The organism is Breznakia pachnodae (assembly GCF_030814225.1).
Classification (GTDB): Bacteria; Bacillota_I; Bacilli_A; order Erysipelotrichales; family Erysipelotrichaceae; genus Breznakia; species Breznakia pachnodae.
Map to the genome: position 1 here is coordinate 674,757 of NZ_JAUSUR010000001.1, position 16,557 is coordinate 691,313.

A 16,557-nucleotide genomic window follows, 5' to 3' on the forward strand; every position below is an offset into this window, starting at 1 on the left:
AATTATTTCCTTTCATTCATCACTAACATAATATTGGCAAGGTCACGAACCGTAATTGCATTCATGAAGTGATCTTGTGCATGTACCATCAGGATACCTACATTGCCATCACTCTTTCCTTGCATTTCATCAAACAATAATCCTGTTTGAATTTCATGAGCTTTCCCAAGTTCTTTTCCTGCTTCTGCTATCTTTTCTTTTGCCTTTTCATAATCATTTGTTTCTAATACCTCATTCATCGCTTCAATGACCATTGCTTTTGCATTACCTGCATATAAGATAATCATCATTGCTTGCTCTGCTATTGTTTCATTCATTTCTAACTCCTTACTAAAATAGGATTAGGACCTTATATCCTAATCCTATAAATTATTTTATTATTCGCTTACAGTTCCTAACTGCTCCTGTTCATTTTTATATTGTGCATTTCCTGCCAATACGAATGGTATAAAAATAGCAACGTTAATTGCAATACATACTAGTTGATATACACCACCCATGATTGAACCAGTTCCTATCATCCCACCAAAGAATGCTGGCATTGTCCAAGGAACGACATAACGGAATACTGGCATTAAACCAATTTCAATAAATAACATCCCTATTACTGTATTTATTAATGGGTTTAATACGTATGGAATAAGTAATAATGGGTTCAACACAATTGGAACCCCAAATGCTAATGGTTCTTGAACATTAAAGATCATTGCTGGTAAACCAACTTTTGAAATTGCTCTCCAGTCATCTCTTTTCGAAGCGATGAAGATTGCAATTGGAAGTGCGATTACATGACATAACCCTGCTTCAAAGAATCCATTTGAGAAGATATATGATGCTTCTCCTGCCTGGTTAGCAAGTTGTGCTGGCATATATACTAAGTTTTGAATAACTGCAGTTACATTGTGACCATGAATTCCAAACCACCAGAAGAACCATACTAAGAATTGATAAATTAAGGAGAAACCAAGTCCTTGTGAGAATCCCATAAGTGGTGCTTGTAGTGCTGCATATAAAATGTCATTTAGTGCAGGTTCACCAATCCAAGTTAATATTGATTGGAATAGTGTAACTACAAATAAAACAATAATTACCGGAATCAATACAGCGAATGAATTCGCTACTGCTGGAGGTACACTCTCTGGCATTTTAATACGAATCTTTTCATTCTTTGTAAGTTTACAGTAGAACCAGACAACAAAGGTTGTTGCGATAATAGCAGTTAGTACTGCAGAACTACCAAAGTAAGATGTAGAGAATGCTCCAATTACATCTCCTGCTTCACCAGTAACTGATGCTGGTGTAATTAGTAAGTAAGCAACTAGTGCTAATGCTGCTGCAATAAATGGCTCTTGGTTCTTCCACATTTTTGCTAAACGATAACCAAATGTTAATACTAGCAATAATGAGAAAATCCCAAATGTTACTGTTACTACTGAATTACACATTGATTGTAAATTACGACAAACCTCAACGAATCCTGAATTCAGGTAGGCTTCACCTTCTAATCCTGTGAATACTTTACCTAAGTTTAATCCTAATTCACCTAAAATTGTTCCTTCTGGTTCAAAGACTACCCAGTTAAAGATTCCAAAGAATGAACCTCCAACGATAAATGGTATCAATGAACTAAAAGAGTCACGCATTGCCAATAGATATTTGTTACTTGAAACAATGTTTGCTAATGGCATCAATAATTTTTCTAGTTTATTAATAAATCCTTGCATTACTTTATCCCCCTATAATTTTAATTATTTATTAGATCTAATGCTTGTGTTAATACTGCTTCTCCGTTGATTGTTCCATAGTTTCTCATATCGATCAAAGCAACTGGACATACACCACTCGCCAACTTTTCAACATTCGGCATCATATGACGAATTTGTGGCCCAACGAGTATACAATCTACTTTTGAATTTTCTAAAGTTTCTTCAAGTACTTCAATCGAATATGCATCAATTTCAGCATCGATTCCTTTCGCTTCGGCACTCTTCAACATCTTTTGTACCAATACAGATGTAGACATACCTGCATTACACACCAATACAATTTTCATAAGTAGTTCTCCTTTCTGACTTCATGATAGCACTTACAAAGTTCATAAGTAAACAATATTTATTCAAATAATTTCATTTCTTATCATTTATTTCTAAATATCTCACAAACCCATTATTTATCGATTATTTTTGTATTTTAATTCTTTTTCAAAGCGGTTACAAAAGGAATTTTAGTCATAGAAAATGATTAATCATGAAAATATTTGAAAATATACATACCTCCCTCAAAACAAAACATTGCCTTTCTGATTCGCTCACTCCATAATGTAATTGAAATTGAAAAGGAGGTAATTTAGATGAATGAATTAAAATTCCCTGAAGGTTTCTTATGGGGTGGTGCTTCTTGGGCAACTGGGTTTGAAGGAGCACGAAATGAGGATGGAAAGTCTCCTGATGTTTGGGATGATTGGTTTAGTAAAGAACCTGAGCGTTTCTATGATCAGGTAGGACCTGATTCAACTCTGGATATGTATCATCGTTATAAGGAATATGTAAAACTGTTAAGTGATTTAAATATAAATTCTTTTCGCTTCAGTATTAGTTGGTCACGTTTTATTCCTGATGGAAAAGGTGAAGTTAATGAAAAAGCAGTTTTGTTTTACCAAAATTTAATTGATGAATTAAAGAAGTATCATATTGAACCAATTATCTGTTTGTGGCACTTTGACTTGCCTTTGTGCATGCAAGAGATTGGAGGATGGTTAAATCGTGATGTAGTAAATTACTTTGTAGATTATTGTGAAGCAGTATTCAATCGTTTTGGTAATCAACTAAACTACTTTGTTGTATTAAATGAAGTAGGAGTATTACCTCAAGGTGGTTACTTATATGATTTTCAACCACCAAACAGAATTAATTTTAAAGAATCGATTCAGGCTGGATATCACTTATTATTAGCGCAAGCGAAAGTAATTCAGTGTTATCATAAACATCATTATCCAGGTGAAATTGGAACCGTATTAAATCCTAATCCTGTTTATCCTCGCAGTGATGATCCAAAAGACTTAGAAGCCGCAAAGTTTGTAGATATGATTCGAGAACGTTTCTATTTAGATGTTTCAGTCAATGGTGAAATACCTAAAGATTTTTTAGAGTTTGCGGATGAATATGAACTTACTCCAGTAATAGAAGATGAGGATTATCAGATTCTAAAAGATAATACAGTTGATTTTCTTGGCGTAAATTATTATCAACCATGTAGGGTTCAGGCACCAGATGAAAACTGGGAAGATAGTAAGTTAAAGTTCTATCCTGAGAATTCACGACAAAAACAATCAGACAGATATCCTGAAAAAGGACAATTGATGCCTGAGAAGTTTTATAAGATATATGATAAACCAGATAAGAAGATGAACTTCTCACGTGGATGGGAAATTTATCCAAAAGGTATTTATGATACATTAATGCGTCTAAAAAATGACTATGGGAATATTAAATGTTACATTGGAGAAAATGGAATGGGTGTAGAGAATGAAGAAAACTTCATTGATGAACATGGCCAAGTAATTGATGATTATCGTATTGAGTTCTATCAAGAACACCTTATATGGCTACATAAAGCAATTGAAGAAGGAAGCAACTGTTTTGGTTATCATGTCTGGTCACCGTTTGATAACTGGTCACCAATCAATGCATTTAAAAACCGTTATGGATTCTATCGCTATGATTTAACTAACAAGACAATGACAGTTAAAAAATCAGGTTTATGGTTCAAAGAACTATGTGCCACAAACTCATTAAAAAAGTAGCATCCGCTACTTTTTTTGACCTTCCATTGTTACCATCCACTGCATTTCTCCATGTACGTCCAATTGATCCATTGTGCAAGGAACCAAGAAACTATCACCAAAGGTTAAGGAATGTCCATTCACCTTCCCTGTCCCTCTTACAACTGTGACAAGCATATACTCATCAACATTTATTGTACAATCATTTGTTATCTCATACTTTTCTATCTTAAAACTCTCATTATTAATATAGGTAGTTCGTTTATAACCATCGTACTCTTTCGATATTGATTGAGGTTGTGTTACATCATCAAAAAACTTAATACTTTCCATTGCTTCATTCATATGTAATTCACGTTTATTACCATCTGCATCCTTACGATCATAATCATAGAATCGGTAGGTAATATCAGTAGCTTCTTGCACTTCATAGGTAATAACACCTTTTTGCATTGCATGAAGCATTCCAGCAGGCACATAAACAAAATCATCCTTATGTACAGGAATTCGTTTTAGTAATTGATCCCATTTGTTATCTTGAACTAAAGTCGATAATTCATCTTTTGTATTTGCTGTTGTACCAAAGACTAAATCTGCAGTTGGATCAGCTTCAATAAAATACCAAGCTTCATTCTTACCAGACAACAACCCATGTTTTTTCGCATAAGCAGCATCTGGATGAACCTGAATACTTAAGTTATCTTCTGGTCCAACCAATCCAACAATAAAAGGAAAGTGATCACAGTTACTATTAAAATAGGTTGGATATTCATTCCAAACTTCTAACAATGTCTTACCCACATGCATTCCTTCAACAATAAGATTTGCGTTATTGACTTGCCCACTAAATGACCAAGATTGTCCAATTCCATTTGGAAACGAATCATAGTGAAAATACTTTTTCAATTTATCATGACCCCAGATTGCTTTTCTTGGAATCGGTTTTGTTATCATAATGTCCATATTACATCTCCCTCAACTGAGTAATCGCAGTTGTATAGTCAACATCTTTACCAAATAATGAACTTGTTCCCAAGATAAAGCCATCTGCCCCAAGCTCACTCATCTCTTTTATTTTTTCAGGTGACATTGCACCATCAATAATTATTTTAAAGTCGCGTTCTTTCTTCAACTCAACTAAACGTTTTATTTTATCACGCATAAAGTCAATAAATGGTTGTCCTGCAAATCCTGGGTTTACTGTCATTACCATTACATAATCAACAAGATTCAACATTTCATGAACTGTTTCAATACTTGTATCAGGATTAATCGCAATACCAGCTTGTACTCCTTTTGATTTGATATATGCCAATGTCTTAATCACATAGCGCTCTGCTTCTGGGTGAATATAAATAAGATCTACCCCAGCATCAATAAATAAATCTATCTTCGTAGATGGATTCTCAATCATTAAATGAGCATCTACTAACTTATCTGTATATTTTCGAATCGTTTTGATATCCATAATACCCATTGTCATATTAGGTACAAAACTACCATCCATCACATCACAGTGAAAGATATCTATTCCTGCTTTATCAAGAGCAATAATTTCATCTTTCAAATTACCATAATCAGCACACATCATACTTGGACATAAAATCTTTTTCATAAACCATCACCTCACACTCTTATATTATCATTATCATTTATATTATTCAAGCAATAAGTATATACCTTTTATATTTATAGATTAAATCTATGATTATAAACGTGCAAAACTATATAATGCATGATATACTATTAAAGAGGTGAAATCATGCCAAAATATTTAGATATCGTTGATGATTTAAGGAATAATATCCTTTATGGAAAATATAAGAATGCAGATAAAATAGATGATGAAAAAGCACTAGGGGTTACCTATAGTGCCAGTAAACTAACTATTAAGAAAGCTGTAGATATTCTAGTTCAAGAAGGACTATTAGTAAAAAAGCAAGGTTCTGGGACCTACATAAATTCAGTAGCGTCTAGTAACCCTTTATTAGATCCTAGTGATTTAACAAAACCTTCTTCTCTAACCCATGAATACGAAGATAAAACAGCAACTTCAAAAGTTCTCGAGTTTGAAATTATCAAAGCAAATGAATATATAGCAAAATCACTTTTACTAAAACCTGGAGATTTTGTTTATAAAGTCTATCGTGTTCGTTATATCGATAATGAAGCAAATAGTATTGAAGAAGTATATATGCCAATCAATGTAATTGCTGGTTTAGATCAGGATATTGTAAATCATTCAATTTATGATTACATCGTAGAAACACTAAAACTTAAGCCTAAGAGTTTCCACAAATACATCTACTCTCGCCCTTGTAATAGTGTAGAAGAAAAAGAACTAAAAATGAAAAAGCATGATCCAGTCACTATCGTTGAACAAATTGCATTTTTAGACGATGGGGTTCCATATGAATACTCATTAGTATCTCATTATTATAAAGATTTTAAATATAAAACAGTAGTTGTAATTTAGTTCCCCCTAAAACAAAGAACCGCTAATATTATCAAGCGGTTCTTTTCTATGCATAAAGATGATCATTCATAGTTGAGGGCGAGTCACTATAAATTTTACTATTTTTTTCCATAAGTTGAAGGGCGGAACATCTAGTTTTGTGCTCTTTATGCACACATTATTATTTAGTTTGTTTCTTTTCTTCTTCTAATAATCACTACTAATCCAAGAGGTGACATTGCCAACAATCCATACAGTATATTTACATTCGTTAAATCACCTGTATTTACAACACTTGCACTTGTTGTAGCACCACCAGTAACTGACAAGTTACCTGTAGGTGCTTTTGAAGGACTAGAGTCTTTCACATTCACAGTTAAAGAAACACTTACCTTTGCCCCACTAACGAATTCTACTTCTACATCATATGTCTTGTTTTCTAGTGTTAATAAGTAACTTTCTTTTAATGTAATCACTGTACTTCCACTTGTTACTTCATAGTTGCTCTTATCTAGTTCTTTTCCATTTACATAAACTTTTGAGAAGTTTTCTACTGGTGCATCTATCCTTGCACTTACGTTTCCTTTTCCAGTGAATACTGCAAAACTTTCTAAAATAATATAAGTTCTTTCATCAACCACTTTTTGAACTTCCTTAATTAGATTTAATAACTCATCTTTCAAATTTCCATCTGGTAAGTTATTTACTAAATCAAGCGCATCCTTAATGTCATCTTGAGTAATACCATCTTTGATTGATCCATCTGGATTAAATAAGTCATTTACTGCATCTTTTGCATCTAACATATCTTGTGCTTTATCAATCTCTTTTTGTAGTTCATTCTTCTTATCACCATTTGGTAACTTATCTACTGCTTTTTGTGCTTCATCGATTTCAGTTTGTCCTACACCTGTTGCTAAGTCAGTTTTATCTTCATTGAATAAATTATCCACCTTATCTTTAGCAGTTTGCTCCATTTCATCAAGCATATCTTGAGCTTTATCAATTTCTTTTTGTAGTTCTTCTTTCTTGTCACCATCTGGCAACTGATCTACTGCTTTTTGTGCTTCATCAATCTCTGTTTGACCAACTCCATCACCTAAGCCTGTTTTGTCTTCGTTGAATAAGTTATCTACTTTATCTTGAGCATCTTCATTTCTTTGATTAAGTGTTGTTTGTGCTTCTTCTACTTTATCTTTCAAGTTATCTTTAAACGTTCCATCAGGAAGTGCATTTACGATATCTTCTATCTCTTGAATCATTTCTTCAGTAACTGTAGATTTCAAGTTGCCATCTGCATCATACATATCATTCACTTCTTTTGATGCATCTAACATATCCTTTACAGTATTTACTATTTCTTCAAGTTGATCTTTTAGTTTTCCATCTGTAATTGAGTTTAATATCTCTTCAGCTTTACTCAGACTTTCTTCATCAACATCATCACCTAAGTTTGTACCATTTGTTTCGTCTTCTGTAATTAATCCACTAATTGGTATATATTCTGTTTTTCCTGTTGATGTATCAAAGACGATTTCTCCTGGATATACTGTATCTTCTCCATCAATTGTAACTACCATATCTTTTGGTATCGTCACCGTTCCATTTCCATTATCAACTACCGTCGTTCCATTAGGAACAGTAATATATGAACCAGATGAAATCGTACCATCACTATTCATTTCTATCTCATCAATTACATAGATAGTATCTCCATCTTTATTTGTAACTGTACTTCCTGCAGGATATGTAACTGCTTTTCCTGAATCATTTACATCAACAGTTATTTCACTTCCATTAGGTACTGTTATTGTAGTCGCTTCTCCACCAACAACAACTGTACCACCTTCATCTATTATATTTTTAGAATATGAATAATCTGCACCTGTTGTAATCTCTCCATCTTTGATTGTGAACTCTCCAGTAAACTCATATACACCATCCCCTGTAACAACAGTACCTGAATCAAGTGTTATCGATCCATCACTATCAACATTATCTAAAGTAGCACCAATAATTAGATTCCCCTCATCATCCATAAGTGCACCTTGTGATAGATCAATGTATGAACTTACAATCATTCCACTTAAACTATTATCTTCATCATATTTTGGCAAACCTATGGCATATTGAGCATTCATGTTAGAAGCAACAACATAATAATTTGTTGTACTGTTCCATGTAAATGCTCCTGCATTCGCAGTTAACCTAACCATAGGACTATATGCCACTTTACTTCCTGACACATAGAATGTAGTCAATTGCTTTAAATCTGCATTTGTTGCTTTTGTTACAGTCATACTCCCTGTTAATGCTGTAAAACCATCTAAATCAACATTTGCAATATTTGTATAATGATAAAATAATGATTTTATAGTTTTTTTTGATTTATCATCAATAACCAATTCATTCAAACTCGGATTATTATACACCCGTAAATCAGAAAGTTTAACTACATCAGTAATATTTAACTCAGTTAATTGATTATAGTAACAACCAAGTGTTACTAATTCTGATAATCCTGATAAATTCAATTTAGATATTTCATTTGTATGAATATACAGTGTTACTAATTCCGTCATGTGAGTTAAATCAAATTCCCCAGATAATTGATTATTACTAAGATATAAGGTTTTCATTTTATTCATATTTGATAAATTCAATTCTTCTAACCTATTGCTATCTAACCTTAAGTAAGTAATTTCCTTAAGATTCTCAGTGTCCAACATTTTTATTTGATTAACATGTGCTTGTAAATTCGTAATCGCAGTTGAACCAGTGATATTTAAAATCTCCAACTTATTTCCATAGCAATATAGAATTGTTAAACTTTTTAGACCTGACACATTCAATTCTATTAACGAGTTACTATATATTCTTATATCTGTGGCACTTTCCATATGAGATAAATCCCATGCACCACTTAATTGATTATTATACACATAAAAATGAACAATCTTTGTTAAATCACTTATATCTAAAGTAGTTAATTGATTATTATATGCTCGTAAGTTTGTAATCGATTTTGCTCCTGTGATATTTAAATTTATTAATTGATTTCCGTAACAGTATAACACCAATAGATTTTCTAAATTTGACACATTTAACTCAGTCAAACTGTTTGTATGAACTTGAACACTAGTTAAGTTCTTCAACATACTAACATCTAATATTCCAATTAATTGATTATTATTAGCATTTAAAGTGGTAATTGAATAAAAATGCTCTATACCATCTAATGAACTTATTCCTTTATTAGCTACACTAATTGCTGCAGTCCTTCCATTGATTTTGTTATCAATTTCTGTTTGAGTCATTGTTGCTGTTTTATGTATTTCATCAACATACGTTCCAACTCCATGCCCCAATGCAGTTTCATATACCCATGTTCTAAAATTCACATCAGGAAATGCTTCTTCCAAAGTCGTAGTCTCTGCAACAAGTGTTGATGTAGATAATGGTGCAACTTTTGATGTTGCCTTTGCTATTACATCTTGTTTCACTTCTTCATTAGCTGGTTCTTCAGCAACCTCTTCTACTTCTTCTGATTCTTCAACTACTTCTTCGCTCTCACTTGCATCATCAGTTTTTATTTCTTCTACTTCATCAATAACTGGTTCTTCGATTTCATCTCCACTTACTATAGATGGAGCTACTAATCCAATAATTAATGTTGTTATTGTTAAACTAGTCAATAGTTTTTTTAATGTAGTCTTTTTCATTTTACCTCCATTTATTAATTACCTATCCTGATAATCATATTTAATCAAAACTATAAGTATATTGGATATCAATACCTTCCAAATTAAATATAGTTATTTTTATTGTTCTATTAAACTCCCCATATACTTTTAAATCTTTCGGAATATCATAATTTTCATCTTGATATTCAATATATGACTTTGAATAATCTATTTGTTTTTGTTCATCATTGACTACTAGTTGTATGTAATCTTCATATCTCATAATCTCTACCAATTCAGGTGCATATTGATCAATATTGCTAATTTCAAATGATGTCTTATATTCTTTAGTAACAACAGTGTACATTCCGTTGCTTACAGTTTGTACATGTATACCTTTTTCATCTTGTTTAAAAGATAACTCTTCATCATTAAACAAAATTTGTATATCTTCATCTTTTAAATCTTTCTTTAATTTTATGGTTACATCCACTCCCGAACGCATTGGAAATGTAAGATAAGTAATATCTTCTATGTAAGGATGACCCTTTAACTTTTTAAATAGCCCTAAGTCCTTTATAACTGATTCATTAATATCAAGTTCCGTTATCTTATTATCTGTAGAATTTGATAATACATTAGCTACAACTGCAATTCCTATTACCGTTACACAGACAACTGATACGATTGCTAAAATCATCTTACTTGATAAAACCTGTACAAGATTTGTAGTTACCAAACTATTCCCTGAACTATATAACTTACTGTCATATTGAAGATTTTGATTACTGCTAATTTCTTCACTTCGTTCTTGAAGAATTGCTCCAAGTAGAGGTAAGACAATCGCTGAATATAGTCGTACATTATTTTTTATCTGATAATCACTTATTTGTGTTTCCAAGCTCTTTCTTCCTTTATGAAGAAGGGATCTTATTGTACTTAAATTACTTCCCAGAATATTAGCTATTTCTGTAGTTTTAAATTCTTCCAGATAATATAAAACAATTACTTCTTTTTGTTTGTTTGGAAGATCTTCCACAAACCCTCTAATCAGCTCTTTCGTTTCTTGTAAACTATAAGCTTCATCTGGTAAATTCTCCGTCTTTTCATCCTTAATTGTAGTTATCATGTTTTCGTTCACATCATCATAAAGATATTCAGAAGTACTTCCTTTCGCTTTTTGAAGATAATTCATACATGAATTTCTAACAAGTCGATACATCCATGAATTAAAATGTTCAGGATCTTGAAGTATATCTATTTTGTTGTAGATACGAATTATTGCTTCCTGTGTCATGTCTTTTGCCATTGCTTCATTGTTAGCAATTGTGAAACACCAGTAATACACTTTGTTTACTATTAGTGAATATAGTTGTTCGAACTTTCCCTTATCACTTTGAACAAGCCTTACAATCTGGGTAAGTTCCATTTTATTATTCATTGTTTCGCCCTCCTTATTTATTTCTCTACTACGCTTACCCTACATAATAAACAGTTCGAATTATCAAAACGTCCACTTTTTTATAAAAAAAGTTTTTATTTTTTTAAAAACTTATTGTTTCATAATTTATCCATCCAGATATTAGTCGAAATTTTTAGATGTTTCGTTCATTTTTTTAATACAAAATTTCATAAAAAAAGATTGACTCCAACAACTATGTGGAATCAATCCTCTAATTAAATATTCAATGCAGCTTTTACTTTTTCTGCAAGTATATCATAACCTTTTTCATTGATGTGTAATCCATCAATACTAACTTCTTTTTTTAATTGTCCTTCATCAAGGAAATCATCAAATACATCAATATAACTTACATTATCAAATTCATTAACAAAGTTTGAGAACTCTTTACCTAGCAATCTTAATCTCGCATTGTTACGTATATCTGTTTTCTTTTTTCTTTCATCAATTGGAAGTGGTGAAATAATATATACATGCTCAATACCATATTTTAAGTTCATGATTTCAATTAATTGAAATACCTGATAAACAACATCTAACATATCAAACTGGTGATGTCCATCCATTAGACGAGATTCATCTGTATGTCCCAAGTCGTTTGTTCCAATTAATAGAACTACTTGTTTAGGATGATATCTTCCAATTGCATCATCATGTAGTAACAGTAATTGTTCTGAAGTAGCTCCGTTCACCCCACAATTGTAAAATGATTGTTGTGGAAAGTATTTCTGCAAATCAAATGATTGAATTAAAGAATCACCAAAGAATACAGTTCCTTGTGGCTGCGCCTTTGCAGCATCCTCTATGATTTGTTTTACACGGTCTACCTGATAGTCATATAGTCTTTCAAAAACATCCATATAAGCCTCCTATCGTTCTCTCAGTGTTAATTGTACTTTATGCTTTTCTTCATCAATTTTAAACACCCATACTTTCAAGATATCACCTACGGCTACAACATCACTTGGATGTTTTACTCGCTTATCTGATAATTGAGAAATATGAATTAATCCATCTTCTTTTAATCCAATATCTACAAATGCTCCAAAGTCTACTACATTACGTACAACACCTTCTAGTTCATCCCCTTCATGAAGGTCTTCAAACGAAAGAATATCCTGACGTAAAATTGGTGCATCATATTTATCACGATAATCACGAAGTGGTAAACAGATTGCATCTAAAATATCGTTTAATGTATATTCATCACAGTCTACAGTTTGTTGCAACTCCTCCTTATTGATTTGTTCAACTACTACTTTCGCTTTTTCACTTCCCATATCTGATGTTGTTAAGTTTAATTCTTTTAAAATTTGTTTTGCGACTTTATAACTCTCCGGGTGAATCGCAGTACGATCAAGTGGTTCTTTACCATCTTCAATTCGTAAGAATCCTGCAGCCTGTTCATATGCCTTTGGACCAATCTTTGGTATCTTTTTAATTTCTGAGCGCGATGCTATTTCACCATTCGCTTCACGATAAGTCACAATGCTTTTAGCACTTGCTGCACTTAGTCCAGCAACATTCTGCAATAATGCAACACTAGCGAAGTTAATATTTACCCCAACTAAGTTTACTGCCTTTTCAACTACAAAGGATAAACGCTCTTTCAGTTTCGAAACTGGAAGGTCATGCTGATATTGCCCTACTCCAATTGACTGAGGATCAATTTTAATTAACTCCGATAACGGATCAAGTAATCTACGTGCGATTGAAATTGCACTTCTTTCCTCTACATGGAGTTTTGGGAATTCTTCAATCGCTAATTTAGAAGCACTATAAACCGAAGCTCCTGCTTCACTAACTAATGTATAAGCTACATTAAGATTATTTTCTTTAATTGTTTCTGATACAAATGCTTCACTTTCTCTACTAGCTGTACCATTTCCAATCGCAATAATATCAATTTTATAGTCTTGAATTAATTTCAATAGCATCTGCTTAGATTCTCTTACTTTTGCAACAGGTTTGTGAGGATAGATAACAGTTACCTTCTGCATCTTTCCTTGTTTATCTACAACTGCAAGTTTACATCCTGTACGATAAGCAGGATCAAAACCTAGAATCATTTTATTCTTCATTGGTGGTTGCAGTAATAATTTCTCTAAGTTAAATGAGAACACATCAATACTTGTTTCATGTGCTTTCTCACTTAGTTCACTACGAACCATACGTTCGATTGAAGGATAAGCAAGACGCTTTAACCCATCTAAAATCGCTTCCTCCACATAAATAGCAGTAGGTGAATTTTGAAATCTTATATAACGTTTCTTCACCCAGTTTGTCAGATACTCTTCATTGGTAACAATTGATACACTTACAACCTTTTCATTTTCTGCACGATCAATTGCCATTACACGATGAGGAGCCAAACTACTTACTCGTTCTTCATAGTCATAATACATTTTGTAAGTTTTATTTTCATCTTCATGATTCTTCTTTTCTGATGTTTTAATCTTTCCATAGTTCATCATAGAATCATAAATCTTATTTCTTACATCATTATCATCACTAATCATTTCTGCGATGATATCTTTCGCACCTTGAATTGCATCTTCAATAGATGTAATTGTTTCATTTAAGAATGGTGTTACTTCATTTTCATTGAAGGTTCTAGGAAACTTTAAAAAGATTTCTGATAATGGTTTTAGACCAGCTGCAACTGCAACACTGGCTCTTGTTTTTTTCTTTTGTTTGTATGGACGATAAATATCTTCAACCTGTGCAAGTTTCTCACAACGAGCAACTTGTTGACGGATTTCATCTGTCAGTTTTCCTTGTTCCTCAATTAAACGTAAAACATCTTCTTTACGTTTCTCCAGGTTTATCTGATATGTATATGTCTCATGAACCAAACGAATTTGTTCTTCATCCAGACCTTTTGTCATCTCTTTACGATAACGAGCAATAAAAGGAACGGTATTTCCTTCCTCTAATAACTTTAGAGTATTTTCTATTTGTACTTCTTCTACTTTTAGCTGTTGAGCTATTTCTTTAATTTCATTCATTAGTATTCTCCTAAATTCAATATTCTTATTATACCAAATATCTTAAGACTATTGTGAAAAAGATAGTTTAGTTTTATAATGGATAACATGAAAATAAAACAACCAAAATTTACCCAAGAGTTAAAAAAAATAAATATATTATCAGATAATGAAACTGAATTTTCAATGATTGATACAACTGAATTTGAAAACCTTAAGTTAAAACATTATAAACTAAATGAATGTCATTTTAAAAATGTTAGTTTTATTAACTGTTCATTCGCCAATGTTGACTGTATGGATGTAATATTTGAAAACTGTGATTTGTCAAACATCGACTTTAGTGAAGGTTTTTTGATTCGTACTATATTTAAAAATTGTCGTTTGATTGGTTCGGACTTTACAAACGCAAGAATACAACATACACAGTTCATTAATGATAAAGCAAATTACGCGAATCTATCTTTATCAAAATGTTCAAATGTAATATTCGATAATAGTGATTTTATGGAAACCAGTTTTAATGAAACTACATTTAAAGATGTTACTTTTGATAACTGCGTTCTAAGTAAATGTGAATTTCTTCATACATCACTAAAAGATATTGATATCAGTTCATGCGAGATCGGTGGAATGCTTCTTTCTTCAGATAGCCTGAAGGGAGTTATTGTAAGTCCGTTACAAGCAGTAGAATTATCTAAAATTCTGGGTCTAAAAATTAGAGAATAAGTCATACTGGAAGCAATCTCAAAATATTGCTTCTTTTTTTATAATTTAATATATCTTAGGTTAAATAATTTATACCACTGAATATATAGTTTGTATGCTTATAGTACCTATTTTTATTTTGTTATCTATGATATAGTTGAGGTATTCAACCGGAGGGAAATTATGAAAAGAAAAAGATTGAAAGTTTTTTTGTTATGTTTATTATGTTTGGGGATGGCAAGCCAAACAATTAGTGCTGCGTTACCTACCTATCAGGAACAATTTTCTGAAACAACAGCTTCACTAATTTCAAGAATGCAAAGTAAAAAGATCACAGATGAAATCGATCAATATCATATCGATAACACAAAAGATTTTATGTTTTTGTATAAAGGTTTAACCGATTTAGATGGAATTGAAATATTTGAGAATTTAGAAAGTATCATTTTATTTGGAAATAAACTTGAGAAATTCCCAGAAAATTTAAGTAGTTTATCAAATCTAAAAGAGTTAAGTATTGGTGGAGAGGACACTTTAACAGAAGCATTATTGCCTTCATCAATGGCAGGTTTTACTGCTTTAGAAAAATTTGGATTACCTAGTAATTTTAGACTTCATGAAATGCCAGCTGTAGTAAAAACCATTCCAAGCCTTAAGGAATTAAACCTTGCATACTGCTCAATAGATAATTTAAGTAAAGAAGATGAATTATATTTAAGAAGTCTTCCTGTTGCTAAATTAAATGACCAAGAAGTAAAAATGTTAACTTCTGGTGGTGTATCAATCGGAAACGACTTAACAATCAACAGTTTTCCAATCCTATCTCAAAGCAGAGACTATTCTGTAGCAGTAAATATCGTTTACACAATGACAAAACCTAATGGAGAAACAATTACTATCACACCTAGTTTTGATGCGGATGGCAATGTTGTTATTGATAAATCAGTATTCACTGAAGTTGGTTCTTATCAGTTTATTGCCGTTATTAATGACGCAACAGGAATGTTAGATCAATCAACATATAGTTATAAATTCTATGTAAGTGATACTCCATCTGCAAACCTTATAAATCTTGTATTGCATGGAAGTGCGAAAATGGAATTAACAGTTGGTGACAGTTTCAATGATCCTGGAGCAACTGCTACTGATTTTAACGGCCCATTACCTGTAACAGTAACTGGAAAAGTAGACACAAGTAGAGCTGGAACTTATATAATAACTTATAGTGCTGGCAATACTTATGAAACTAAGAGTATAACAAGAGAAGTAGTTGTTAAAGAAAAAGGAAGCTCTACAACACCTACAACACCAGGGACTTCTACACCTAATGGATCTGGTTCTACTACCAACAGCAACCCATCAACAAGTCCAGCGACTGGAGATAATAATACAACGCCATGGACAGCAATCGTTACGCTTTCTGGTCTTGTATCATTATATTTAATAGTTGATAGAAAAAGAAGATCACATAACTAATATTT

13 protein-coding genes are annotated in these 16,557 nt (G+C 32.1%); 4 read left to right on the plus strand and 9 right to left on the minus strand.

What is annotated here, in order from left to right:
• Positions 1–2 precede the first annotated feature (2 nt).
• From J2S15_RS03200 to J2S15_RS03210, 3 genes are read right to left on the minus strand one after another with little or no spacing between them, the layout of a single operon-like run.
• Positions 3–317 (minus strand): PTS lactose/cellobiose transporter subunit IIA, encoded by a 315-nt coding sequence (locus J2S15_RS03200; RefSeq protein ID WP_307405414.1) that lies wholly within the window; start codon positions 315–317, stop codon positions 3–5.
• A 60-nt stretch (positions 318–377) separates the two neighbouring features.
• Positions 378–1,724: a PTS sugar transporter subunit IIC gene (locus J2S15_RS03205; protein ID WP_307405416.1), complete on the minus strand. Its 1,347-nt coding sequence runs from the start codon at positions 1,722–1,724 to the stop codon at positions 378–380.
• A gap of 20 nt (positions 1,725–1,744) precedes the next feature.
• Positions 1,745–2,053 (minus strand): PTS sugar transporter subunit IIB, encoded by a 309-nt coding sequence (locus J2S15_RS03210; protein WP_307405418.1) that lies wholly within the window; start codon positions 2,051–2,053, stop codon positions 1,745–1,747.
• Between the two features lie 297 nt (positions 2,054–2,350).
• On the opposite strand from J2S15_RS03210, the gene J2S15_RS03215 reads away from it, so the two are divergent.
• Positions 2,351–3,802, plus strand: coding sequence for a glycoside hydrolase family 1 protein (locus J2S15_RS03215; protein WP_307405420.1), 1,452 nt, complete (start codon positions 2,351–2,353; stop codon positions 3,800–3,802).
• A gap of 6 nt (positions 3,803–3,808) precedes the next feature.
• On the opposite strand, the gene J2S15_RS03220 is transcribed toward J2S15_RS03215, so the two are convergent.
• Together J2S15_RS03220 and rpe are read right to left on the minus strand one after the other, a co-directional pair.
• A complete protein-coding gene (locus J2S15_RS03220) occupies positions 3,809–4,744 on the minus strand; it encodes a class I mannose-6-phosphate isomerase (protein ID WP_307405422.1) in 936 nt (311 codons plus the stop codon).
• A gap of 1 nt (position 4,745) precedes the next feature.
• Positions 4,746–5,396 (minus strand): ribulose-phosphate 3-epimerase, encoded by a 651-nt coding sequence (gene rpe, locus J2S15_RS03225; RefSeq protein ID WP_307405424.1) that lies wholly within the window; start codon positions 5,394–5,396, stop codon positions 4,746–4,748.
• Between the two features lie 147 nt (positions 5,397–5,543).
• Here rpe and J2S15_RS03230 point away from each other — a divergent pair, with 147 nt between their 5' ends.
• Entirely contained in the window at positions 5,544–6,257 is a 714-nt protein-coding gene (locus tag J2S15_RS03230; RefSeq protein WP_307405426.1) for a GntR family transcriptional regulator, read from the plus strand.
• A 164-nt stretch (positions 6,258–6,421) separates the two neighbouring features.
• On the opposite strand, the gene J2S15_RS03235 is transcribed toward J2S15_RS03230, so the two are convergent.
• The 4 genes from J2S15_RS03235 to J2S15_RS03250 all read right to left on the minus strand — a co-directional run bounded on the left by J2S15_RS03235 (position 6,422) and on the right by J2S15_RS03250 (position 14,389).
• Positions 6,422–9,958 carry a toxin Cry1Ac domain D-VI-related protein gene (locus J2S15_RS03235; protein ID WP_307405428.1) on the minus strand — a complete coding sequence of 1,179 codons (3,537 nt, stop codon included), beginning with the start codon at positions 9,956–9,958 and terminating at the stop codon, positions 6,422–6,424.
• A 40-nt stretch (positions 9,959–9,998) separates the two neighbouring features.
• Entirely contained in the window at positions 9,999–11,360 is a 1,362-nt protein-coding gene (locus J2S15_RS03240) for an RNA polymerase sigma factor (protein WP_307405430.1), read from the minus strand.
• A gap of 236 nt (positions 11,361–11,596) precedes the next feature.
• Positions 11,597–12,241 (minus strand): SGNH/GDSL hydrolase family protein, encoded by a 645-nt coding sequence (locus J2S15_RS03245; protein ID WP_307405432.1) that lies wholly within the window; start codon positions 12,239–12,241, stop codon positions 11,597–11,599.
• A 9-nt stretch (positions 12,242–12,250) separates the two neighbouring features.
• Entirely contained in the window at positions 12,251–14,389 is a 2,139-nt protein-coding gene (locus tag J2S15_RS03250; RefSeq protein ID WP_307405434.1) for a Tex family protein, read from the minus strand.
• 87 nt (positions 14,390–14,476) lie between these two features.
• Here J2S15_RS03250 and J2S15_RS03255 point away from each other — a divergent pair, with 87 nt between their 5' ends.
• The gene (locus J2S15_RS03255) at positions 14,477–15,097 is read left to right on the plus strand and encodes a pentapeptide repeat-containing protein (RefSeq protein WP_307405437.1); all 621 of its coding nucleotides are present in this window, start codon (positions 14,477–14,479) and stop codon (positions 15,095–15,097) included.
• A gap of 162 nt (positions 15,098–15,259) precedes the next feature.
• Positions 15,260–16,552, plus strand: a complete 1,293-nt coding sequence (locus J2S15_RS03260; protein WP_307405439.1) for a DUF5011 domain-containing protein — start codon at positions 15,260–15,262, stop codon at positions 16,550–16,552.
• The last annotated feature ends 5 nt before the right edge of the window (positions 16,553–16,557 follow it).